The sequence below is a fragment of the Cupriavidus laharis genome, from assembly GCF_914271435.1.
GTDB lineage: Bacteria > Pseudomonadota > Gammaproteobacteria > Burkholderiales > Burkholderiaceae > Cupriavidus > Cupriavidus laharis.
In genome coordinates this window covers 243,260-266,364 of record NZ_CAJZAI010000002.1, presented here as the reverse complement: position 1 = coordinate 266,364, position 23,105 = coordinate 243,260, and the positions used below count along the sequence as shown (strand labels likewise).

Below are 23,105 nucleotides of genomic sequence, written 5' to 3'. Positions count from 1 at the left end.
CCGGCGACAGGGCAATGGCGCGGACGGCAATGATCGCGTGATAGGTCAAGCCAGACGCACAGGGACGTCTGCTAGCTGGGGACTTCTTTCATGATGGAGACAACCAGATCCAGAACCGGCAGGCCTGGGCGGCGGATTGCCGCAAGATCGTGACCCCACGGCGCTCCCGGACCAGGAACTCGCAGGCATCATCAGCCGAATGGTGATGGACTCGGCGGTTGGGGGAGGAATGCCATCTCCCTATTGATACCATTCTGGACTACGCCTTCCGATTTTGGCAAGGCTGCATCATTCGGCGGGGGGACTCCGGGAACCCGTTTCATGCGTGAAGTGGGTCGTCGATAGGCCAGCATGGCGCGGTTGTCCTGTGTTCCGGGTCGAGGCCTGTGTGTTTTCTATACTGGCCACAGGGCACCCATATGGCAGCCAGGACGTAGCCATGAAGGATTCAAGATCGCTTGCGGCCGCTGACTTCTCCGGTGTTGCGCAGGCTGCGGCAGCGTACCTTGCCAGCAGGCAATCGGCCAGCGGCGGCTTCTGCTTCTATCGCACCCCGTTCCTGGATCAGCCCAACCTTGCCGACACCTATTGCGCAGTGCGTGGGCTGATGCTGCAGGGAGAATCGGTCCCGCACCGGCAACAGGTGCTCAGCTTCCTCGAGTCCTTTGACAATGTCACACAGCCGTCGCAGTGCTACTGCCGCGCACTGGCCTGGCGCTGCCTGGAACCCGGCTGGAAGCCGGACCCCATGACACTGGACAGCATCGATGCGTTGACAATCTCGCCGGCACCGCTAGCGGGTACCCCGAGGCTTGCCGGCTGGCTCACCCGAACCCGCGCGATTGCCCGCCTGAAGCACGCTTTCGCGCGATTTCCAGACGCAGCGGCCGTACGGGCACAGGTGCTTTCCACCTGCTTCGAGGGCGCCTATGGCGTACGCCCCAATCTCTGGGATACGTGGCTGGCCCTCGACATCCTGCATTGTTGCGGCAAGGAGCGGGCTTCGGACGCAACGCGCGATTTCGTCGATCGCTTGCAAGTTGCCTCCTACGGCTTCACCGGTGTCGCGGGCAGCATCTTGCTCAACCTCGACGCGGTCTTCGCCGGCGTGCGTTGTTGCAAGTTGCTGGACACGCCGGTCCGGTACCCGCGCCAGGCCTTGGTCTATGTGCTTGCATGCCAGACGGGGAAGGGAGGATTCGCGCGCGCTCCGGGGGCGTTGCCTGATATGGAGCTGACCTATCGTGCGGTCTGGATCCTTTGCCGCCTGCAAGGCGGTTGGGATGAGGAAGCGTTGGCGTTGCGAGACGCCTGACTTGCCGATCTGACAACGACTGGAAGCTGGTGGCGCCGCGCCGTCTGCGCACGGTGCCGGGCGGGACACCTCGTGGCTTGCCGCGACCTGGCGTTCGTCATATATTGCAAAGAGGAGAAGGCATCCTCCCGCTCGACGAACCGCCGCCCCGGCTGATGATGCCTGCACAACCTGAGTCCAGGTGTGTAGGCGTAGTCGAGGCAAGTGCCTTCCTGCCCTCCTGTCGCGGCCATCCGGTATGACGCGGCTGACATCTGGACGTTACGTTCGGAGTTCAGCGTCATGCGTTTTCGGCCGCCACCGCTTTCATCGTCCCATACCTTCTTGCCCGATCGGGAACGCGACGCTTGCGTCGCGCGCACACGCGTATTTTGTGGTGAAGCATCGTGCTCGGCGCCCATGCCGCCATCGATGACCGTATGGGAGATCATCGATGTGGCGTGACAACCTTGATGCGGCGGACGACGGCGGCCGCCCAATGCCGTCAGAAGAGGGGCCGCCGGCCAACGTCAGGAATGGACAGGCGCCGCATTTCGAAAGCGTGCTTTGCACGAATCCCCGCAATGCGGTCGGGCCGGAGCCGCGGGAAGCGCCCACGCATTTTCCAGACCTGTTGCTGGATCGCATCGTCAAGGCGATTGCGGCGGAGTGCCAGGACTTCGATCTGACGCCGTACTTCCACGTTCCGTTGCGCGATGCCGGCGACATCGCCTATCGGCAGGAAATCATGCGTGACCTGGAAGCCAGGGCCACCATGCAGGCCATCACCGCCTTCTGCCAGAGCATGCACACTGTGCGCGAGCAGCGGCAGTTGGCGCAAAAGCTGTACTACCAATGGGAGAAGGCCTGGTGGCTTCTGGAGGCCGTCGATACCTATGGCCGGTCCGTCCTGCGCTTGTCGGAAACCTTGCTGCAGCTGGCGCCAAGGTCGCGCGGACTGCGGGCGGCCGGCGCCTGGCTTGCCGGCCACGTCCGGTCAGATGCCTTCCAGGCACTGGTCTCGGGGGTGGACAGGCTCAAGGGCGATCTGTCGGCCGTCCGGTACTGTCTTCTGATCCATGGCAACAGTATCACCGTGCGCCGATATGACGGCGAAATCGACTACAGCGCCGCAGTGGAAGCCACCTTTGACAAGTTCCGGCGCCGCGCCGTCAAAGACTACCGCGTGCGGTTTCCGAGTCCCGGTGGCATGGGCCACATAGAGGCACAGATCGCGGATCGTGTCGCACTGCTGTTTCCCGAAGTCTTCAGTGCGCTCCAGGACTTTTGCGCGGCGCATGCGGATTTCGTGGACCCGCAGATCGCACGCTTTGACCGCGAGATACAGTTCTACGTGGCCTATCTGCGCTACCTTGCGCGGTTCAGGCAAGCCGGACTGCCGTTCTGCTATCCGTCGCTGCTGACCGAATCCAAGGAAATCCGGTGCATGCGCGGGTTCGACCTGGCACTGGCGGACAAACTCGTCGGCGCCGGCCAGCCGATCGTCCCCAACGATTTCTGCCTGCACGAGCCGGAGCGCATCTTTGTGGTTTCGGGGCCCAACCAGGGCGGCAAGACGACCTTCGCCCGCATGGTGGGCCAGTTGCACTACCTGGCCTGCCTGGGCTGTCCCGTGCCCGGCGAAGACGCACGGCTGTTCCTGTTCGACGCCATCTACACGCACTTCGAGCGCGAGGAGGACATCACCAGCCTGCGTGGCAAGCTGCAGGACGACCTGGTCCGCATACGGCGCATCCTGCAGGCCGCGACGCCGGACAGCCTCATCATCATGAACGAGATCTTTTCGTCCACGACACTGAAGGATGCGGTCTTCCTTGGCAGGAGGGTCCTGGAACAGGTCTCCGCGCTTGACGTGCTCGGTGTCTGCGTGACCTTTCTCAGCGAACTCGCAACGCTGAACGGGAAGATGGCCAGCTTCGTGAGCGCGGTGGATCCCGCGGATCCGGCCGTGCGTACCTACAAGGTTGAGCGGCGGCCGGCGGACGGCCTGGCTTATGCCATGGCGCTTGCCGAAAAGTACCGGGTGACTTGCCAGCAGATCGGGGAGCGGATCCAGCCATGAAAGCCTGCCTGATGCACCATGACCGCGACTTCGAACTGCTCCCTGCACTGGCGCCATACCAGTCGGACGTGAGAGGCGACCTGGAACTCGATACGCTGCTGGACGCCATGGCGGGTGACGACGAACTCATCTGCAACGTGGCGCTGTCCGCCCTGATGGACAGCCTCGGCAATGATGGCGGCACGATCCTGTATCGACAGGCCATTCTCCGGGATGCGATGCGGAATCCCGCGGTAACGAGAGACTTGTACCGGCTCGCGGGCGTCGCGCTCGAAGGAAAGCGCAAGCACTACTTCGGCGTGTTCATGAACTACCCGTCAGGCATCCTGCACGGCTCCATGGAGCTGATGCAGATGCTGCTTGAGGTACTGAAGGCAGTGCGGCAGATCGCGGACCTGCACCTCGGCGCGTTCTCATCGGCCGGATTTTCTTCGCTGCTGGCGATGCTGCAGGCGGAGTTTGGCGATGCGTACTTCGACGAGATCGAGCACCACCTGTCCGTGCTCAAACTGAAGAGCGGCGTGCTCGAGAGTGCCCGCCTCGGACAGGGCAACGACGGCACCGGCTACGTGCTTCGCCTGCCCAGGGACACCCGCCCGGCCTGGCTGGCCAGGCTGCTGCGCAGGGGACCACCGGCTTACACGTTCCGAATTGCGGATCGTGACGAAACCGGGGCGAGGGCGCTTTCACAGTTGCGGGACCAGGGGCTCAATCTGGTCGCCAACGCGCTGGCGCAGTCGACCGAACACATACTCAACTTCTTCGAAATGCTGCGCACGGAGCTGGCGTTCTACGTCGGCTGCCTGAATCTGCGGGAACGCCTTGCTGCGCTTGGCGCGCCGCTGGCCTTTCCCGTGCCGGGCGAGGCCGGCCGCCATGCGCAACGCTTCGATGGCCTGTACGATCCGTGCCTGGCGTTGCAGATGGGGCGGTCTGTCGTGGGCAATACCGTTGATGTCGGCAGCCGCGCGCTGGTCATGATCACCGGCGCCAACCAGGGCGGGAAGTCCAGCTTCCTGCGCAGCATCGGGCTGGCGCAACTGATGATGCAGAGCGGCATGTTCGTTGCCGCGAATGCCTTCACCGCGGATCTTTGCTCGAGCGTTTTCACGCACTACAAGCGCGAAGAGGACAACACCATGACAAGCGGCAAGTTCGACGAGGAGCTGAGACGGATGAGCCGAATCGTCGATGCAATCCGGCCCAACGCGATGGTGCTCTTCAATGAGTCCTTTGCTTCGACGAATGAGCGCGAGGGTTCCGAAGTCGCGCGTCAAGTCGTCAAGGCGCTGCTGAGTCACGACATCAAGGTGTATTTCGTCACGCATCTGTATGACTTCGCGCACGGGATTGCGACCAGCCTGTCGGACGCGGCGCTCTTTCTCCGGGCGGAGCGCAGACCCGATGGTTCGCGTACCTTCAGGCTGGTACTGGCCGAACCGCTGGATACGAGCTACGGCGAGGATCTGTACCGGGAAGTCTTTTTGGTGGATGGCGTCAACAGTGGGCAGGGCTAGTTTGTCTGCCGCGAGTGAAGATGAACCTTAGGGACTACGAACGTGTGAAGTTCGACCTCGCCGAGCTGCTCCGTGCGCTCGCCGTCGAGGCGGAGAAGTCGGCACCCGGCAGCCAGGATCATGTGCGGGAACTGTTTGCGCGGCTGGCGGAGGACCGCTTCAACCTGGTGGTGGTCGGCCGCTTCAGCCGTGGCAAGACGTCGCTGATGAACGCGATGCTCGGCACGGAGCGCTTGCCGGTCGGCATCCTCCCGCTAACATCGGTCATCACGACCGTCGCCTACGGCAGCCCGGAGCGCGCCATCGTCAGCTATCAGGAAGCGCGGCGACCGCCATTGGAGATCGCGCTCGATGCGCTGGCGGAATATGTCACGCAGCAACGCAATCCCGGCAATGCCAAACGCATCCGTACCGCGGAGATCCGGCTCAATGCCGAACTGCTCCGGCGTGGCTTCCATTTCATCGACACGCCTGGCCTCGGCTCGCCGGTCTGGGAAAACACGCGCACCACCGAGGACTTCCTGCCGGAAGCCGATGCCTTCCTGCTCGTCACGAGCTACGACAGTCCGCTCTCCGCCGAGGAGCTTCGCATCGCCCGCATGGCCAGGTCGGCGGCGAAGCGCATCTTCGTCGCGCTGAACAAGCAGGACGTGGTGTGCGAGGCCGACCGTCACGAAGCACTGCGCTACGTGCAGGACCAGCTCCGTGTCGAGGCCGGTATGGAGGAACCTCATGTGCTTTCGATCTCGGCGCGCGATGCCATGGCAGCCTGTCTTGCGCACGATGCCGGCGGCCTGCAAGCCAGCGGACTGCCGGAACTGCAAGCCGCGCTGGTCCGGTTCCTCGTCGACGAGAAGCGTGACGAATTCCTGCTGCGCTTCTGCGACCGCATCGAGGATGCCGCTGGCGAACTGTTGCCCGCGACGGCTGCCAGCCGGCTGCGGGAGCAGCTTTATGCGCTGTCGCAGCGGATCGCGGATGAGCAGCCGGCGGGCGCTCGCCGCTCGGCAATTGCAGAGTCCGAAGCGCAACCGCCGGGGTCCGCACGCGCGCCGGCGCCTTGCGAGGTTTGCGCACATGTCGGCAAGCAGTGCTTCGACTACCTGTGCAGGTTCCAGTACGAGCTGCTCACCGACGCGGCCGTGCGGCAGCGGCACGCCGAACAGGGCGGCTTCTGCGATCTGCATACATGGCAGTACTGGGGGCTCGCGTCGCCGCGCGGCACGTGCATCGCCTATTCGCCTTTGCTGGAGAGGCTCTCGGAGCGGCTGCTGGAAACAGTACCGGTTTCCAGCCAGACGGACCCGGACTCCCGCCCTCCGATGACCGGCCGTGCCTGCATGCTGTGCACGGTACGCGCGCGCGCCGAACACCACGCGATCGATGCGGTTGTCCGACGCCTGCAAGCCGATCCCGATCGAACGATCGACACGCTTTCGGCGATCTGCCTGTCGCATCATCGCCTGCTGCTTGCCGCGATCGCGGACCCCGCGCTGCGTCGAAGGGTGCTCTCGCGTGAGGCCGCGCTGCTGTACCGGCTGGCGGAGGACATGCGCCGCTATGCCACCAAGTTCGATGCGCTGCACCGCGGCCTCGCAAGCGACGAAGAGACGCGCGCTGCCCAGTCCGCGATCGCGGTGCTTGCCGGACAGCGCAACATGCGCATGTCCGGAATGGATGAAGAGTCGCTCTGAGCGGGAGGTTCCGTGTACGCGTCTTGTCATCGAGCTGGTTTGGGCGCCGTGCTGTGCGACTGCGATCCGGTGATGCCGGATGCGGGCTGCCATCTCTGCCTCGCCGCTTCGCAGGCCGGTGGCGACTATTTCCGGCGTGCGTTTCATGGTCAGGCGCAGATGCTGGGCACCGGCGAAGCCATCGCGGATTCGCTCGGCTATTGCGCGCGACACGCGGCGCGGTTGTCGCGGATTCCGTCACTAGCGTCGCCGGTTGCCACAGTGTTTGGCCGCGGCGTCGTGCTGGTTCAACGGCTGCTCGACGAAGCGTTCTTCCATGAAGACATATTCCAGCGGATGGTGTTCGGCGCTGGCACTGCTTGCCCGGCTTGCCGGTACGAGCGGCAGAGAGTGGCACGCGAATTCACGAAGATGGGAGGCGATGCGGCGTTGGCGAGCGCGGCGAGTCACGATGGCATGTGCTTCCATCATCAGTTGGCGATAGGGCGGACCATGACGCCGCACGCGCAAACGGATTGGCTGGCCGGGTGCGGGCGCTGGCTGGGCCGGGAGGCGGACCGGCTGACTCTCGTTCTTGGCACCGAGACGGCTCCTGCGGGTAGCAGCCCGTGCCGCAGCCTCGTGTCAAGACTGGTGGGCGATCAGGTTCGCCGCATGCGCTGCGACGACGCCGGGCGAGGCACCATTTCCCCGGTGGGCGAGGCGATGTCCAGCGCGGGAATGGCTGACCTGATCGGCCATCCGGACGCCTGTCCGCTCTGCCGTTGGCAGGATGCGGCAACGCGCCGGTGGTTGGACGATGTCACCCTTGCCCTGCGATTTGGCGAGGGTGGGTGGCTGGTGTTCCCGACCTGCGCCGTGCATATGGCTCTTGTCCTCGAGTTGGAGATGCCTGGACTCGAGATGGCAATGGCAAGGCATGCGCTCGACGCGTCGGGCGTGCGGCTGCAGCAGGACATCGACTCGGTGGAGAGCTGCCTCGCGCCGCCAGCGGCCTCCGCGCGCCGGCGCCTGCCGCGTGCACGCTGGTTGCCCAGGCAGGCGGCCCCACGGCGCAAGGGCGACGCGAAGCCCGCGCGGTGCCCCGGCTGCGAACGCGGCGCGGTGGCGTTGGACCGCGCCGCGAGCACATTGCTCGCGCTGTTGCAGGAGTCCCGGTGGAGGCAGGTTTTCGCGGCCGGCCATGGCTTGTGCATGAAGCACTTCGCATTTGTGTTTCCGTTGGCCGCCGACGGCGTCGTCAGGACGTGGCTGGCGGCCGACCAGCGCGCGCGGCTGGACCGGCTTCGCGAGGAACTGGATGCGGCGCCAGTGCAGGCCTGGCGCGCCGCAGTGCATCGCTTTTCCGGAGACCGGTGTCTGGGCTAGGCTGAGAGCGCCAGGGAGGCTCCAGACCAAGCGGCAGGCCGGCGGAACCCGGATTTTCAAGCAGGCAAAGACTGGCAAAGCCGTGCCTCCGGCGGTGAGAGCGGCTACCCATCGCGCTAGCCGCTCAGAGAATCGTGGAGCGAGTGGGGTGCGGCAGGTCGAGATAGTATCGGGCGGCAGGCTCCAGGCGCTCATCGAGGTGATAGACCAGTGGGATGCCATTGGGCACGTCCAGGCGAGCGATCTCCGCATCGGAGATGCCATCGAGGCGCTTGATCAGCGCTCGCAGGCTGTTGCCGTGGCCGCTGACAAGGATGCGCTTGCCTGCGCGGAGCGCGGGCACCAGGACGGCGTCCCACAAGGCCTCGACGCGCACGGCAGTGTCTCGTAGTGATTCGGCCAATGGCAATGCTTGCCACGGGAGATGGCAGTAGCGGGGATCATGACGTGGAGCGCGCGGGTCGTCCACCGCAAGGGCTGGCGGAGGAACATCGAAGCTGCGGCGCCAGGCCTCTACTGCGAGGGGGCCAAAGCGTTGCTCGGCATCGGCCCTGAGCAGTCCTGTCAGTGCCCCGTAATGCCGCTCGTTCAGGCGCCAGTCGAAGATGGCAGGGATCCACATGGCATCCAGCGCATCAAGAACCAGCCACTGAGACCGGATCGCCCGTTTGAGCAGCGAGGTGACGGCCAGATCAAACTGGATGCCAGCCTCGGCGAGGGCGCGCCCGGCGCGATGCATTTGCGCGATGCCAGCCGGTGTCAGATCGACATCGGTCCATCCGGTAAAGCGGCCCTCATGATTCCACCGGGACTCCCCATGCCGGATCAATACCAGGTGCAGTGGCGCGCTGCCGGTTTGCGAATCGCTCATCAATGTTCTCCGCTCAGGGGAGGCTGGCGAGCCAGCGCCACGTCAGGCACCCCGCGAGAATCCAGAGGCAGCCGACGAGTGCGGCACCAGCGCCTCATCGCATCCCACACCGGCATCGAAGATTGCATCATGGAGATACCATTCCAATCAGTGGCGCCCCAGGCGGCCCAGCATCAAGGTGCCAACAGTCATCAAAGCTGCCGCGAGTCCGAACGCTGCAACCGGGGACAGTGCGGTCCAGAGCAGGCCCACTCCAGCGCTGGAGACAAATTTAGAGATGCCGTTGACGGTGCCTAATGCACCGATGCTCGTCGCCAGGGTATCGGCGGACACCATTTCGGCGGTCACAGTCGACTCCAGGGCTTCCTGCACAGCAATATAGAGGCCTGCAATGAAGAAAATTCCTGCCAGCATGGCGATGCTGCCGGCACGGAACCAGAACGCAAGCGCCATGAGTACAGCAGTGGCGGCCCCCAATATGTAGCCGGCTATCAATACGGGCAATGCGCCAAGCCGGTCTGCCAGCACACCCACGGGGAACGATACGGTGACCTGTACGACGTTACGCCAGACGTAAAGCATGCCAGCGACCTGGGCGGCGTGCATGACGCCGAGGGAAGCAGTGAGTAGTTGCGTGGCAGCCAGGATCAGCAAGCTATGGGAGAAGTCTCCCATGCCGAAGAGCCCGACGGCGCCAAGATAGCGCTTGAATCGCGCGGGTAGCCCGCGCAAGGCGCGCAAGAGCTTCAGTTCGGGATTGGGCGAGTGCTCCGGGTCCTTGACCAGTGTGAGGAAGGCCAGGACGGCGAGAACACCAGGGATGATGCTCAGGGCCAGTACGAAGCGGAATGGGCCGGCGGAATCCTGCCAGGTCCAGTGTTGCGCCCAACCGAGCAGTGCGACGCCGAGCAGCGGACCGAGCACCGCGCCGAGCGTGTCCATCGCGCGATGAAAGCCGAAGGCGCGGCCGCGCATTTGCGGTTGGATGGCCTGGATCACGATGGCATCCCTCAACGGTCCTCTCAGGCCCTTTCCAAACCAGGAAATGACCCGGCCCGCCAACAGTAGCGGCCAGCCAGCCGCCAGCGCAATGAGTGCCTGTCCTGCCGGCGTCAGTCCATAACCAAGCAAGACCAGCAGCTTCCGGTGGCCGAGCTTGTCAGCAATAAAGCCGGAAACCATCTTGGTAAAGCTCGCCACCGCGTCCGCGATGCCTTCGACCGTTCCCAGGACTGCGGCGGGAATGCCCAGGACAGCCAGGAAGCCAGGGAGGATGACGGTCGTCGTTTCATAGCAGAAATCACCGAGCGCGCTGGTGATGCCGGCACCCGCCACCGTGCGATTGAGCCATCGCTCCGGCTTTGCTGCCGGCGCGTCCTGGCCATGGATGGCCGGTTCAACGCTGGCGGATGACTCCGCGGAATCTTGCATGTCACCACCCCTTCCGTGGGCAAGTTGTGGGCCGTAAAGCCGGTTGGCCTGCTTCCCTACTTGTTTTCGTCGTGAGCTTCAAAGACGCGCTGGGCATAGCTTTCCAGCAGTGCCTCGCAGTCCTTCAGGCGCTGTTCCGCGTCAGTTGCCAGCGTTGCGCCGTAGAAGTCCAGCTTGCGGATCTTCTCCAGCCAGCTCTGCAGCTTCTTGAGATCGACATCGTTCTCTTCGAGCTCGGCGTAGGTGTAGTGACTGGCAGCGATTTCCTTGGCGATTTCCGCTTCGAAGTCCTTGCACTTGTCGAGGAACTCTTTGTATTCCTCGTCGCGGTCAGCCTTGAAGCGCACCATTACCTTGTCCTCTTGGGAACGATCCAGGGCGACCGTTTCAAGCAGCAGCGACTCGCCAGCGATCTCCGAGATGTCGTTCTCCAGAATTTTCAGCCGGCGAACGTGGTCGTCGCTCTTGGGAAGCAGGCAGACGCCGCTTTGGAGGTAGACCGCGCCCATGCTTTTGAGCTTGCGCCAGAGCGCCACGCGGTGCTTGGCCGGCTCGGGGGGGACCTTGTAGGTCAGTAGTAACCAAGATTGTGTTTTCATGGAACCATAGTAATGTAACGATGGTAACAAATAAAGTGAGGCGAACAAGTTAGCTTATGCGGGCAGTGTTGAGGTGATGTGTGTGAGTAATTGAGCACTAACTTGGCGGCGTTGCTGGATATCGAAGTGAACTGCCGGGGGATCTGGTCCCTCGGCCGCCTTGTTGGGGCAGGGATGCAAGGCCTATGATCAGCGGACTGTCGTGGCCATGGCCAGATAGCAGGCACGGGGGAAGCCATCGCGGATTCGCTCGGCTATTGCACAGATCATGTAGCAAGGCTCTTGGGCATGCCCTCGCTGGCATTGCCGATTGCCGACGCCTTCAACCACGGCATCAGCCTAGTCCAAAGATTGCTCGACGAAGCGTTCTTCAAAAATGGCGATGGTCGTTGCATTCCGAGCGCGAGCGGCGGCTTGATCGGCCTTGACTCCAGAATCCCGGCAAGCTCGTCATCTCGTGCTACGATCCGCGCAAATGAAAAAGCCCATCTACTACACCTGCCAGAACCAATCCTGCGGAACCCGCTGGGAGTCCACCGAAGTGGTCGTCGTCAACGAGGGCCAGGGCCCACTGTTCCGCTGCCCGATCTGCGGCGCGCGCAATGCGCTGGCCGCGCGCGAAGAGGACGGCGTGACCGTCTATCGTCAACGTCGGACGACCGGCTCCTGACGCGACTCCTGAACCTTGGCCTGAGCCAGCCGCCGGGCGCATAAGCAGAACGGGGACCGGCTGTTGTTGCAGCCAGCCGGTGTGGTTGGCTCAGTGGCTTTTACGTTGTCGAACAGCATGAAACAGGTGCTGCTCGGCGCCCTGCACGCTGATCGACCAGGCGCCGCCTGGCGCAGGTCAAACACCTGGTCACCAATGGCAACGCCAATGCGCCAGCCTTCCCCGCCACTCGTGCGAAAGCGCCCAAAGGGCAGGTTCTGGATGAGGAAATCACTGCCAACGTCGTTGGCCGATGCCACCCAACTCGTCAGTTGCGGATCGAGGGTGGCGTTCAATGTGCTCATTGCTTGAACTCCCGTGCGTGCAGGAAGGCGGCATGCCTGGGGGCGCGCCTGGTCTTGGACCATTCTTCGAGCATGTCCCACTTCACGGCGTCGAGCTTGCGGAGCATTTCCTCTTCCTCGGGGTCCGGGCAAGCCAGTTCCACGCGGTGGCCGTTGGGGTCGTAGAAGTAGATCGAGTGGAAGGCGCCATGGTCGGTCACGCCTAGCACTTCGACGCCATTGGCCTGCAAGTGGTCCTTGAATGCCAGCAGTTCCGCCCGGTCCTTGACGCGGTAGGCGATGTGCTGCACCCATTCCGGCGTGTTGGGGTCGCGGCCCATCGGCGGCTTGGTGGGCAGTTCGAAGAAGGCCAGCACGTTGCCGTTGCCCGCGTCAAGGAACACGTGCATGTACGGATCGGGCTCTTTGGTGGACGGCACCTGGTCCTCGGCGATGGCCAGCACGAAGTCCATCTTCAGCATCTTGTTGTACCAGAGCACCGTTTCCTTGGCGTCCTTGCAGCGGTACGCGACGTGATGAATGCGGTCGATTTTCATTGGCTTGTCTCCTTGAAAAAATCGGCAATGGGTTGGAATCAATGTGCGGCGGCACCCTTGACCATCGGGCCGGTCTTGCCGGCCACCAGGACCATCACCAGCAGCACCAGGGCCGAGAGCGCGGCGGGAATGGCCACCGCCAGGAACAGATCGGCGTTGGACCAGTTGCCCCGGATCAGCTCGCCGCCGAGCACGGGGCCGACGATGGAGCCGATGCGGCCCACGCCCAGGCTCCAGCCAAGGATGAAGATCAGGATCTGAAAGCGGCCGACCTTGCTGCCGTCAATCAGGCGCGGAATCTCCACCGGGGGCACAGACCATGCCATGAGCGTGTCTCCCACTTGCCTTGGTACTGACATTGGAGACCTTTCGAACCTATCATTCAAACGGTTTTTCTTGATGGATTTATAAGACGATCCGATGAATGTCACGCTGCGGCAATTGCGCGCCTTCCAGGCGCTGGCCCGCACCGGCAGCTTCACGCTGGCGGCCGAGAGCCTGTATATCACCCAGTCGGCCCTCTCCGGCCTCATCAAAGAGCTGGAGCAGACACTGGGCACGCGCCTGGTCGATCGCAGCACGCGGCGCGTGTTCCTGACCAGCGCCGGCGAGCGCCTGTACCCGCTGCTGGACGGCGTGCTATATGACCTGGACAGCGCGCTCAAGCATGTGGCCGACCACCGGGACATGAAGACCGGGCAGGTGCGCATCGCTGCCTCGCAGTTGCTGGCCTCCACCCTGATGCCGGAGCTGATCGCCGCCTACCAGGCCGAGCACCCGCTGATCGAGGTGCGGCTGGCCGATACGCCGGTGGAAACCGTCATGGCCCGCGTGCTGGCTGGCGAGGCGGAACTGGGAATTGGCCCCGAGCGGGAGCCCAACTCTGACATCGCCTCTACCCGGCTGTTCGACGGCCCGTTCATGGCCGTATTCCCGCCCGACCATGCGCTGGATGACGGCAGCCGGGGTCAGCAACTGTGCTGGGCCGATCTGCTGGCCCACCCCGTCATCACCTTGCAAGGCCAGTTCACCGAAATGCTGACGCGCGACTTGCGCGCCGCTTCCCCGGAGCTGGCACTGACGCCTGCCGCCGAAGTGGCCTATATGTCCACGGCCTTGTCCATGGTCAAGGCCGGACTGGGCGTGGCGCTGTGCATTCCGTATGCGGCCTCGCTGATCGAGGTCTATGGCCTGCGCATGCGGCCGCTGGTCAGTCCCGAGGTGTGCCGCAGCTTCGAGGTGTTCACGCGCCGGGGGCGCACGCTTTCGCCCGCCGCGCAGAGTTTCCTTGACTTTATCGGGCCGAAGATCAGGGCGATGCCCTATTTAGAGTGATTTTTAAAGCACTTGTTGCTTCCCCGCATACGTACTTTCACCTAATGCTGCAACGCGACAAATCCTTTGCTACAATCAGGGAAAACCCCATAAGGGTAATCCCTGTAAGGAAGGACGCCATGAACACCCAATCCGATATCAAGCTGACCGACCAACTGGAACGCGACCTCATCGAGCGTGAGCTGGGCTACCGTGGCCTGGGCATTTCGAACGACGTGAAGCGCGCCATTGCCTTTGTGCAATCGGTGGTGAGCCGTCTGCAGACGCAGGCCCGCAATGCCAAGGTGAGCTACGCCAACGGTTGAGCGTCCGGCGCTCTCTGAATGTGCTGGTCCCCGAGCGGGGACCCGAAGAAGCCGGCCGAAGCCGCCCGCAAGGGTGCGCGAGGCCGGTTTTCCGTTTACGGCGTTTCGAATAGGCGGGTGACGCTCCAGTCGCTTGTGAGCTTATCTCACAAGTCTTGCCAGACCTTTTCGTTTGGTTCCGGCATGGCGCAAGGCTATCTTTGAGCCTTCCCGCAGTTCCTCAATACGCCATGCCGCCGCTCGTCCTGTGTTGCCTGCTGATCACCTATGTGGTCTGGGGCACGACTTACCTTGCCATCCGCTTCACGCTGGAGAGTTTTCCGCCCTTGCTGATGATGGGCTCGCGCTTTCTGTGCGCGGGCCTGTTGCTGACTGCATGGCTGGCCTGGCGACGCACACCGATGCCGGGCTGGCGCCAGCTGCGCAATTGCGCGATTCCGGCGGTGTTCCTGCTGGTGGGAGGGATGGGCCTGACCGCCATCGCGGAGCAGACCATTTCTTCCGGCGCGACCACGGTGATGATCGGATCGATGCCGATCTTTGGCCTGTTCTGGAGCGCCTGCTTTGGTACGCGGCCGCGCTGGTATGAAGGTTTGGCGATCGCCATCGGCAGCATCGGCATCCTGGTGCTGACCGCTGGCGCCGAGTTTCGTGTGAGTACCACGGGCGTGGTTGCGCTGCTGCTCGCTGTGGCAAGCTGGTCGTTCGGTTCCCAGCTTGCGCGCCGGCTGGAACTACCGGACGGTGCGGCCGCGTTTGCCGCGGAGATGCTGATCGGCGGGGTCATCCTGATGGCCTTGTCGGCGCTGCGGCAGGAGCCGTGGCCGGGCGTTGTCAGCGCGCAGGCCTGGTGGGCCTGGGGTTATCTGGTGGTGATAGGTTCGCTGGTGGCGTTTTCCGCCTATATGTACCTGGTCGCGAACGTCAGCCAGACGCTCGCGACCAGCTATGTCTACGTTAATCCGCCGGTGGCGCTGGCCGTCGGCGCGTGGCTGGGCGGGGAGCGGGTCGCCCCGCAGACGCTCGGTGCGATTGTGCTGATCCTTGCTGCGCTGGCTGTGCTGAGCATCGGCAGCCTGCGCACCGCACGCGCCGAAGCGGCGGCCTGAGCCGCGCCAACCCGGTCAGGACGACGACTGTTCTTCGATCCAGAGCGACAAACGCACCTTGTAGGCCTGCTGGATATGGCGGCGCGTGATCTGCTCCGCCAGCGCAGGGTCGCGTTTTTCCAGCGCTTCGACAAGGGCGACGTGTTCTTCGTACGAGCTGCGGGCACGGCCCGGGACCGACAGCGTGGTACGGCCGAGCAGCACCATGGACTCATGCAGCGAACGCAGCGTCTTGAGCAGGTAGCGGTTGTGCGCGCAGCGATGCAGGGTTTCGTGGAACAGCCGGTTGTTGGCGGCCAGCCGGTCGGGGTCGTCGGCCATGGACAGGTCGCGCTCGACGATGTCGCGCAGCAGCGAGATCTCGACGTCCGTGGCGTGGCGGGCAGCCAGCGCGGCCGCCGTGCCTTCCAGCACTTCGCGCATGACATAGAGTTCGCTGACCATGCTGGCGTCGAGCTGCGTGACCATCATGCCGCGGTTGGGCTCGTTGACGACGAGGCCTTCGGATTCCAGCCGCGACAGCGCTTCGCGTACCGGCGTGCGCGACAGGCCCAGAGATTCCGCCAGCTCAACCTCGCGCAGGCGCGTCCCCGGGGAAAGCTGTCCGGCCTGGATGGCCGCACGCAATTGCTGGTAGGCGCGCTCGGAACGCGGCAGGGACGAAGCCTGGCCGGCATCGGCGCCGCCGGCAAATTCGGTGGAGATCATGTGAAGCTGGCTGGTTGACCCATGTAAGCGGTCATCATACCCGCTCGCAAGCCGTTGACATCACTGCGACGCAATAGTGTGCAACGTGGGCGGGGCCTTGCCCGCTACCGCTGGCGCGCCCTGCGGCGCGAAGACGCATCACGTGCCATAGCCGGCCGGCGACTGGAACGGGTGGTACTGGTAGAGCCAGGTCTCCGACAATGGCTTGCCGTCCAGCCGCAGGAACAGCCGCATGTCGACCGGCTCCTTCCCGTCGGCGGCCAGGTCGAACTGGGCGCGCCAGTGGCCCGGCACGCCGTTGGGCACGGCCTCGGTGAAGACATAGGAGAACTTGCCGCGCGATGCGGTCAGCACCGCGTCCGGCTTGACGCCGAAAGGCAGCTTTTCCAGCGCGGCGCCCTTGAATTCCACCATGAACTTGCGCACCCCCTTCGGGCGCGGCTGCCCCGGTTGTCCGCCGTTGCCCATGCGTGTGGCGACGCAGCGTGCCAGCGGGCTCGGGAAGGGCTCGTCGGCGAGCCAGTGCAGGCGGTAGCGCAGCCGATAGGTGTTGCCCGCGCGCGCTGGCGCCTTGGGCACCCACATGGCCACGATGTTGTCGTGGATCTCGTCGTCGGTGCGGATCTCGACGAGCTGTACTGCACCCGCACCCCAGCCGTCGCGCGGCTCCACCCACAGGCTGGGCCGGCGCTCGTAGTTGACGCCGTCCTGATAGTGGTCGAACAGGCGGTCGCGCTGCAGCAGGCCGAAGCCGCGCGGGTTGTCGTCGGCGAAGGCCGAAGCCATGGTCTGCGGCGGGTTGTTGAGCGGGCGCCAGATATGCTCGCCGGCGCCGTTCCAGATGGCCAGGCCGTCCGAGTCGTGGACTTCGGGGCGCCAGTCCACCGCGGTGCCCTTCATGGTCTCGGAGAACCAGTACATCGACGTGAGCGGCGCCAGCCCCAGCCGGGCCACATCCTTGCGCAGGAACAGCGCGCATTCCACGTCCATCACCACGGCCTTGCCGCGCTGCATGACGAACTTGTAGGCACCGGTGATACTGGGGCCGTCGAGCAGTGCATAGACCGTGACCGTGTCGCCCTTGCCCTCCGGCGGCTCGAAATAGAAATGGGTGAAGTTCGGGAACTCCTCCGCCTTGCCTGCCTCGGCCACGTCGATGGCGATGCCGCGCGCGGACAGGCCGTACTGGTACAGTTCGCCGATCGCGCGGAAATATGACGCCCCCAGGAAGGCAACCCAGTCGTTCTTCTTCCAGTCGCGCACCTTCTGGTCGCCCAGGCGGCTTTCCTGGAAGCGGAAGCCCGCGAAGCCGCTGCCGCGCGGCAGCTTGTGCGCGGGGCTGTCGGCGGGCATGTCGAAATAGCTTTCTTCGTAGACGATCTCGCGCGCATTGCCCTTGCCGCCACGACCCCGGTCGATCACATGCATGCGTACCGGCGTGCGGAAGTAGGTGCCCAGGTGGAAGAAGGTCACCGGGAACTGGCCCGGGCCATCGGCGAACAACGCGTTGTCCGGACGGAAGCGGATCTTGCCGTGGGCGTCGTAGTCGATGCGATCGAGGATCTCGGGCGGCGGCGCCGCGGGCGCTGCGTAGGGTTTGCCGGCCAGCGTGCGGGCCTGGTCGATGAGGGCGTCGAAGCTGAATGGACGTGGGTCGCCCAGCTTGATCCCGCTGGCGGCCAATGCCGATGGCGTGATGCCCAGTGCGGCAAGGGCAGCGGAGGCGGTGGCGGAAACCAGCAGGGTGCGGCGGTTCATCATGTGGCGTCAGCGTCCTTTTTCTCGTCTTCGGTCAGTGCAGAACTGTAAGAGACGCCGTTGCCCGGCGAAAGTTCGGACACCGACTGTTACAGCGGGCGGCTGGCAGGTCACTTGCCGGCGCGTGCGCGGCGCTGCGCACGCCGCTTCCTGGAGATCATGTTCAGCCCCTCCACCGAGGCCGAGAATGCCATCGCCGTATAGATATAGCCCTTGGGCACATGGGTGCCGAGACCCTCGGCGATCAGCGTCATGCCGATCATCATCAGGAACGCCAGCGCCAGCATCACGATGGTGGGGTTGCGGTTGATGAAGTTGGCCAGCGGCGTGGCGGCAAACATCATTGCCGTGACCGCGGCGATCACCGCGATGAACATGATCTCGACATGTTCGGTCATGCCCACGGCCGTGATGATGCTGTCGATCGAGAACACGAGGTCCAGCACCAGGATCTGGCCGATGGCGCTGGCAAAGCTCTGGGACGCGCTGGCCTTGCCGCTGTCGTCGCCTTCGGCTTCACCTGACACGTGATGATGGATTTCACGCGTCGCCTTCCACATGAGGAACGCGCCGCCGGCGATCAGGATCAGGCCGCGCCAGGATATGCCGCGCCCGAGCACGGTGAAAAGCGGCTCGGTCAGCGTGACGATGAACGCAATCGTGGCCAGCAGCGCCAGCCGCAGGATCAAGGCCAGGCCGATGCCGGTGCGCCGCGCTTTCTCGCGCATGGCCTCCGGCAGCTTGTTGGTAAGGATGGAGATGAAGATCAGGTTGTCGATGCCAAGCACGATCTCCATGGCCACCAGCGTGGCCAGCGCGGCCCAGGCGGCGGGATCCTGCAGCAGTGCGAGGGACGATTCCATGTCAACTCCGGTCGAGAGTGGGGGCCGGGCCGCTGGCCCGCAAGCGCAGTGTTGCCGACATGTTAGCAAGTGCCGCGTGACGGAGGAAATCGTGCCGACGCAGATTAGGGTTGTCGTTCGCCTTTATGGAATATAGTATGTGATATATCACAACATACCATCGAGCCATCAAGGAGACAGGCAATGAAAGTGTGCATCTATGGGGCAGGCGCCATCGGCGGCTATGTCGGCGCCCAGCTGGCGCGCGCGGGGGCAGAGGTCAGCTTCGTGGCGCGCGGCCCGCACCTGGCCGCCATGCAGGCGAACGGCGTCCGGTTGCTGATCGACGGCGAGGAGCGCGTGGCCAAGGTCAACTGCACCAGCGACCCGCGCGATCTCGGGCCGCAGGACTATGTGTTCATTACCCTAAAGGCGCATTCCGTGCCCGGCGTGGTGGACTTGATGCAGCCGCTGCTGGGGCCGCAGACCGCCGTGGTCACGGGCGTCAACGGCATTCCGTACTGGTACTTCTACAAGCATGGCGGCAAGCTGGCTGGCTCGACGCTGGAAAGCGTGGACCCTGGCGGCCGGCAGTGGCGGGGCTTCGGGCCGGAGCGCGCGATCGGCTGCGTGGTCTATCCCGCCGCGGAAATCATCGAGCCCGGCGTGATCAAGCATGTGTATGGCAAGAAGTTTCCGCTAGGCGAGCCTGACGGCAGCCATTCAGACCGCGTGACGCGGCTCAGCGAAATGATGATGGCCGCCGACCTGGAAGCGCCGGTGCGCGACAACATCCGCGACGAGATCTGGCTCAAGTTGTGGGGCAACCTGTGCTTCAACCCGATCAGTGCGCTGACCCATGCGACGCTCGACGTGATCACCGCCAACCCGGCCACGCGTGCGCTGTCGCGCCAGATGATGCTGGAGGCCCAGAGCATTGCCGAGTCCTTCGGGGTGAAGTTCCGTGTCGATGTGGAGCGGCGCATCAATGGCGCAGGCGCGGTGGGCGCCCACAAGACGTCGATGCTCCAGGATCTGGAAGCCGGCCGTGCGATGGAAATCGATCCGCTGCTGACCGTGGTGCAGGAGATGGGCCGGCTCGTCGGCCAGCCCACGCCGATGTGCGACGCGGTGCTGGGCCTGATCAAGCAGCGCGACGAAATGGCGCGTCTGGCAGCCTGACCCGGATGGGCGGTCCCAGCCGCCCGGTCTTCGGCCCCGCATGGACCGGGTGGCGCTTTCTGCCGCTAAGTGGGCGGGGAAAGTCACGTTTTCGTGGCTTCGCCATCCGGAATGGATATCCATTGTGATATACCATATACGACAGACCGGGCGCCGGGCGGATGCCGCCATCGAATCCTTATCGGGGTTTGATGCGATCCGGGAATGAATCCAGGCGATTTTGCTAAGCTGTGCAGGAATGCGGCGGGCAGCCATTGTGGCGGCCGCGCCACCGGTCTCACACGAGCTATTCATGTCTGCGCAAAGCCAACCTATCGTCCAGCCTGCCGCGCTGGCCTTGTCCGTGCAACCGATCAATGCAGGCGCAAGCCTGCGTGACCAGGCCTATGCCATGCTGCGCCAGGCCATTGCGGATGCGGATATCTATCAGTCGCGCGACGAGATCCGGCTCGATGAGCGCGTGCTGAGCGAAGCCATGGGCGTGAGCCGCACGCCGATCCGCGAAGCCATGACGCTGCTCGAGCAGGAGGGCTTCCTGCGCACGGTGCCCCGGCGCGGCATCTACATCATGCGCAAGACCAAGCGCGAGATCGTCGAGATGATCCAGATGTGGGCCGCACTGGAAAGCATGGCGGCGCGACTTGCCACGCTGCATGCCACGGATGCCGAGATCGCCCAGTTGCGGCGCATGTTCGACAGCTTCCGCGATTCGACGCCGGCCGAGCATATCGAAGAGTATTCGGACGCCAACATCGTGTTCCACCAGGCGATCGTGCAGCTGTCGAAGTCGCAGATCATCATGGACACGATCCGCAATATCTTCATCCACGTGCGGGCGATCCGGAAGATGACCATCTCGCAAAGCGACCGGGCGGCACGCTCGATCGTCGACCACCTGCGTATCATCGAGGCGTTGGAAAAGCGCGACACCGAGCTGGCCGAGCGGCTGGTGCGGCAGCACTCGCTGGACCTGGCCGACTACGTCGAGAAGCACTGCGATTTTCTCGACTGAGCTACCGTAAGAGGGCAGTTGCTACCAATCGTAACGGCGGACTTTGTCCGCCGTTCTTGTTTTGGCTTCCGCGTGAATTCCTTGCATTTTGGTATGTGATATATCAGTGCATCAGGCGCAATATCCTCGCGAATTTGCCTCTTTCTTCACTCTGATGTCGCCTTGCACCAGCTAGCCACGGCCACACAAGGCATACGCCCGAACGCGGCGTGACCTCCCTTTGCTGGTATTGCTGCGTCGCAGCGACGAAAGTTGGCTGTTGAACAGGAAAATTGCTTGCTGTTCTCTGATATATCACATACCGTATGTCATCAAGACACTAATCAGAGCAGAGGAGACATCGCCATGGAAAGAAAAGCACTGGATGGCATCCGTGTCCTGGACATGACGCACGTCCAGGCAGGCCCTTCCGCCACGCAGCTGATGGCATGGATGGGTGCCGACGTCATCAAGGTGGAAATGCCGGGCCGCGGCGACATTACGCGCAGCCAGCTGCGTGACGTGCCCAACGCCGACAGCCTGTACTTCACCATGCTCAACAGCAACAAGCGCAGCCTGACGCTAAACATGAAGACGCCCGAAGGCAAGGCGCTGCTGGAAGACCTTGTCCAGCGCAGCGACGTGCTGATCGAGAACTTCGGCCCCGGCGTGCTGGCGCGCGCCGGCTTCGACTGGGACCACCTGCAGGACCTGAACCCGCGCCTCGTCTACGCGTCGATCAAGGGCTTCGGCCCTGGCCCGTACCAGGACTGCAAGGCGTATGAGAACGTGGCCCAGTGCATGGGCGGCTCTGCCTCCACCACCGGCGACGCCGCTGGCGTGCCGACCGTGACCGGCGCACAGATCGGCGACTCGGGCACCGGTGTGCACTGCGTGGTCGGCATCCTGGCCGCGCTGCTGCAGCGCGAGCATTCGGGGCGCGGCCAGCGCGTGGAAGTGGCCATGCAGGACGCGGTGCTGAACCTGTGCCGCGTGAAGCTGCGCGACCAGCAGCGGCTCGATGCCGGCCCGCTGCGCGAGTACCCCAACGAGCAGTTCGACGACCACGTGCCGCGCGCCGGCAATGCGTCGGGCGGCGGCCAGCCGGGCGCCGCGCTGCGCTGCTCGCCGGGTGGCCCCAACGACTACGTCTACGTCATCATCCAGCCGCAGGGCTGGGAGCCGCTGATGCGCCTGTGCGGCCGCGAGGAACTGATCACCGACCCCGAGTTCGCCACGCCCGAGGTGCGCCTGAAGAAGCTCGGGGAATGCTTCGGCATCATCGAGCAGTGGACCATGGGCCTGACGAAGTTCGAGGTGATGAACGCGCTCAATGAAGTCGATGTGCCGTGCGGTCCGATCCTGTCGATGAAGGACCTGATCGAGGACCAGTCGATGTACGAGCGTGGCTACCTGGTGGAGCTGGAGCATCCGACGCGCGGCAAGTACGTGCAACTGGGCTCGCCCATCGCGCTGTCCGATTCACCGGTGAAGGTGGAGCGCGCCCCGCTGCTGGGCGAGCACACCGAGGAAATCCTGGAGTGGCTGGGCCGCACGCCGGCCCAGATCGACGCGATGAAGCTGGCCGGCGCGATCTGAGCATCCGCCTTCCTTTCCTCTTCCTCTGTTTCTCACACCGAGCGGGCACGCCTTGCGCGTGCCCGCCGGAGGAGTTCGTGCTGTGCAATCCTGGATTCGTTTTCGCCGTGCCGACGGCAGCGTTGGTTATGGCCTCACAGAAGGCGATGGCAATGACCGCGTCGTCGAATACGATGGTCCTGGCTATACCGGTCCGCAGCCCACCGGCGCCGTCCACAAGCTGAGCGAACTGCACCTGTTCGCCCCGTGCGAACCCGGCAAGGTCGTGGCGTTGTGGAACAACTTCCATGCGCTGGCGCGCAAGCTGGAAAAACCGGTGCCGACCCATCCGCTGTTCCTGATCAAGCCGGCGACTTCGCTGGCGGGTTCTGGCGATGCCGTGGAACGGCCGCGCAGCTATGACGGCAAGATCGTCTACGAAGGCGAGCTTGGCATCGTGATCGGCAAGAAGGCGCGCAATGTGTCGGTGGCCGAAGCAGCGTCGCACATCTTTGGCTACACGATTGTCAATGACGTGACCGCGGCCGAACTGATCGCTGCCGACCCGAATTTCCCGCAGTGGACGCGCGCCAAGGGCTTCGACACCTTCGGCTGCATTGGTCCGGCCATCGTGCCTGGCTTCAACTGGCGTGCCGCCAGCGTGAAGACGCGGCTCGACGGCGTGGAGCGCCAGAACTATCCGCTCTCGGACATGATCTTCTCGCCCGAGGAGCAGGTCAGCCGCATCTCGCAGGACCTGACGCTGATGCCGGGCGATGTGATCGCCGTCGGCACGTCGCTGGGCGTGGGCTCGATGAAGGATGGCGCGGTGGTGGAGGTGAGCATCGAAGGCATCGGCTCGCTGGTGAACCACGTGCGCGGGTGATCGC

General features: G+C 64.1%; 21 protein-coding genes, 1 pseudogene and 2 riboswitches. Of the genes and pseudogenes, 13 read left to right on the top strand and 9 right to left on the bottom strand.

The window, feature by feature from the left end; translation table 11 throughout:
- Window positions 1–175: 175 nt before the first annotated feature.
- Window positions 176–249: riboswitch (Fluoride riboswitch) on the bottom strand.
- A 190-nt stretch (window positions 250–439) separates the two neighbouring features.
- From LDO29_RS05010 to LDO29_RS04990, 5 genes are all read left to right on the top strand, one after another.
- The gene (locus LDO29_RS05010) at window positions 440–1,315 is read left to right on the top strand and encodes a prenyltransferase/squalene oxidase repeat-containing protein (protein WP_224078689.1); all 876 of its coding nucleotides are present in this window, start codon (window positions 440–442) and stop codon (window positions 1,313–1,315) included.
- Between the two features lie 104 nt (window positions 1,316–1,419).
- Window positions 1,420–1,487: riboswitch (Fluoride riboswitch) on the top strand.
- A gap of 261 nt (window positions 1,488–1,748) precedes the next feature.
- Window positions 1,749–3,377 (top strand): MutS-related protein, encoded by a 1,629-nt coding sequence (locus LDO29_RS05005; RefSeq protein ID WP_224078688.1) that lies wholly within the window; start codon window positions 1,749–1,751, stop codon window positions 3,375–3,377.
- Window positions 3,374–4,894, top strand: a complete 1,521-nt coding sequence (locus LDO29_RS05000; RefSeq protein ID WP_224078687.1) for a MutS-related protein — start codon at window positions 3,374–3,376, stop codon at window positions 4,892–4,894. The genes LDO29_RS05005 and LDO29_RS05000 overlap by 4 nt, the downstream gene beginning before the upstream one ends.
- 20 nt (window positions 4,895–4,914) lie before the next feature.
- The gene (locus LDO29_RS04995; RefSeq protein ID WP_224078686.1) at window positions 4,915–6,588 is read left to right on the top strand and encodes a dynamin family protein; all 1,674 of its coding nucleotides are present in this window, start codon (window positions 4,915–4,917) and stop codon (window positions 6,586–6,588) included.
- Between the two features lie 39 nt (window positions 6,589–6,627).
- On the top strand, window positions 6,628–7,956 hold the full coding sequence (locus tag LDO29_RS04990; RefSeq protein ID WP_224078685.1) for a hypothetical protein: 1,329 nt from the start codon (window positions 6,628–6,630) through the stop codon (window positions 7,954–7,956).
- A 124-nt stretch (window positions 7,957–8,080) separates the two neighbouring features.
- Here the strand turns inward: LDO29_RS04990 and gpmA are convergent, their stop codons facing one another.
- From gpmA to LDO29_RS04975, 3 genes are all read right to left on the bottom strand, one after another.
- On the bottom strand, window positions 8,081–8,827 hold the full coding sequence (gene gpmA, locus LDO29_RS04985; RefSeq protein ID WP_224078684.1) for a 2,3-diphosphoglycerate-dependent phosphoglycerate mutase: 747 nt from the start codon (window positions 8,825–8,827) through the stop codon (window positions 8,081–8,083).
- 147 nt (window positions 8,828–8,974) lie between these two features.
- Window positions 8,975–10,258 (bottom strand): MFS transporter, encoded by a 1,284-nt coding sequence (locus LDO29_RS04980; protein ID WP_224078683.1) that lies wholly within the window; start codon window positions 10,256–10,258, stop codon window positions 8,975–8,977.
- Between the two features lie 56 nt (window positions 10,259–10,314).
- Complete coding sequence (locus LDO29_RS04975; RefSeq protein ID WP_224078682.1) at window positions 10,315–10,857, bottom strand: Chromate resistance protein ChrB; 543 nt, start codon at window positions 10,855–10,857, stop codon at window positions 10,315–10,317.
- A 475-nt stretch (window positions 10,858–11,332) separates the two neighbouring features.
- Here LDO29_RS04975 and LDO29_RS04970 point away from each other — a divergent pair, with 475 nt between their 5' ends.
- Window positions 11,333–11,527, top strand: a complete 195-nt coding sequence (locus LDO29_RS04970; protein WP_071013074.1) for a hypothetical protein — start codon at window positions 11,333–11,335, stop codon at window positions 11,525–11,527.
- A 164-nt stretch (window positions 11,528–11,691) separates the two neighbouring features.
- Here the strand turns inward: LDO29_RS04970 and LDO29_RS04965 are convergent.
- The 3 genes and pseudogenes from LDO29_RS04965 to LDO29_RS04955 all read right to left on the bottom strand — a co-directional run.
- Window positions 11,692–11,871, bottom strand: a pseudogene (locus LDO29_RS04965) (fumarylacetoacetase); the annotation flags it as partial.
- Window positions 11,868–12,407, bottom strand: a complete 540-nt coding sequence (locus LDO29_RS04960; RefSeq protein ID WP_224078681.1) for a VOC family protein — start codon at window positions 12,405–12,407, stop codon at window positions 11,868–11,870. The pseudogene LDO29_RS04965 and the gene LDO29_RS04960, both read right to left, overlap by 4 nt.
- 38 nt (window positions 12,408–12,445) lie before the next feature.
- Complete coding sequence (locus tag LDO29_RS04955) at window positions 12,446–12,733, bottom strand: hypothetical protein (protein ID WP_396022623.1); 288 nt, start codon at window positions 12,731–12,733, stop codon at window positions 12,446–12,448.
- 94 nt (window positions 12,734–12,827) lie between these two features.
- On the opposite strand from LDO29_RS04955, the gene LDO29_RS04950 reads away from it, so the two are divergent.
- The 3 genes from LDO29_RS04950 to yedA all read left to right on the top strand — a co-directional run bounded on the left by LDO29_RS04950 (window position 12,828) and on the right by yedA (window position 15,156).
- A complete protein-coding gene (locus LDO29_RS04950) occupies window positions 12,828–13,742 on the top strand; it encodes a LysR family transcriptional regulator (protein WP_224078680.1) in 915 nt (304 codons plus the stop codon).
- Window positions 13,743–13,861: 119 nt separating this feature from the next.
- The gene (locus LDO29_RS04945) at window positions 13,862–14,047 is read left to right on the top strand and encodes a hypothetical protein (RefSeq protein WP_224078679.1); all 186 of its coding nucleotides are present in this window, start codon (window positions 13,862–13,864) and stop codon (window positions 14,045–14,047) included.
- A gap of 230 nt (window positions 14,048–14,277) precedes the next feature.
- A complete protein-coding gene (gene yedA / locus LDO29_RS04940; RefSeq protein ID WP_224078678.1) occupies window positions 14,278–15,156 on the top strand; it encodes a drug/metabolite exporter YedA in 879 nt (292 codons plus the stop codon).
- 15 nt (window positions 15,157–15,171) lie between these two features.
- Here the strand turns inward: yedA and LDO29_RS04935 are convergent, their stop codons facing one another.
- From LDO29_RS04935 to LDO29_RS04925, 3 genes are all read right to left on the bottom strand, one after another.
- On the bottom strand, window positions 15,172–15,864 hold the full coding sequence (locus tag LDO29_RS04935) for a GntR family transcriptional regulator (RefSeq protein WP_224078677.1): 693 nt from the start codon (window positions 15,862–15,864) through the stop codon (window positions 15,172–15,174).
- Window positions 15,865–16,002: 138 nt separating this feature from the next.
- Window positions 16,003–17,625, bottom strand: coding sequence for a glucan biosynthesis protein (locus LDO29_RS04930; RefSeq protein WP_224078676.1), 1,623 nt, complete (start codon window positions 17,623–17,625; stop codon window positions 16,003–16,005).
- A gap of 107 nt (window positions 17,626–17,732) precedes the next feature.
- Complete coding sequence (locus LDO29_RS04925) at window positions 17,733–18,485, bottom strand: TerC family protein (RefSeq protein ID WP_224078675.1); 753 nt, start codon at window positions 18,483–18,485, stop codon at window positions 17,733–17,735.
- A gap of 183 nt (window positions 18,486–18,668) precedes the next feature.
- Here LDO29_RS04925 and LDO29_RS04920 point away from each other — a divergent pair, with 183 nt between their 5' ends.
- The 4 genes from LDO29_RS04920 to LDO29_RS04905 all read left to right on the top strand — a co-directional run bounded on the left by LDO29_RS04920 (window position 18,669) and on the right by LDO29_RS04905 (window position 23,101).
- Window positions 18,669–19,646 carry a 2-dehydropantoate 2-reductase gene (locus LDO29_RS04920; RefSeq protein WP_224078674.1) on the top strand — a complete coding sequence of 326 codons (978 nt, stop codon included), beginning with the start codon at window positions 18,669–18,671 and terminating at the stop codon, window positions 19,644–19,646.
- Between the two features lie 292 nt (window positions 19,647–19,938).
- Complete coding sequence (locus tag LDO29_RS04915; protein WP_224078673.1) at window positions 19,939–20,658, top strand: GntR family transcriptional regulator; 720 nt, start codon at window positions 19,939–19,941, stop codon at window positions 20,656–20,658.
- 345 nt (window positions 20,659–21,003) lie between these two features.
- On the top strand, window positions 21,004–22,236 hold the full coding sequence (frc, locus tag LDO29_RS04910; RefSeq protein ID WP_224078672.1) for a formyl-CoA transferase: 1,233 nt from the start codon (window positions 21,004–21,006) through the stop codon (window positions 22,234–22,236).
- An 82-nt stretch (window positions 22,237–22,318) separates the two neighbouring features.
- On the top strand, window positions 22,319–23,101 hold the full coding sequence (locus LDO29_RS04905) for a fumarylacetoacetate hydrolase family protein (protein WP_224078671.1): 783 nt from the start codon (window positions 22,319–22,321) through the stop codon (window positions 23,099–23,101).
- Window positions 23,102–23,105 lie beyond the last annotated feature (4 nt).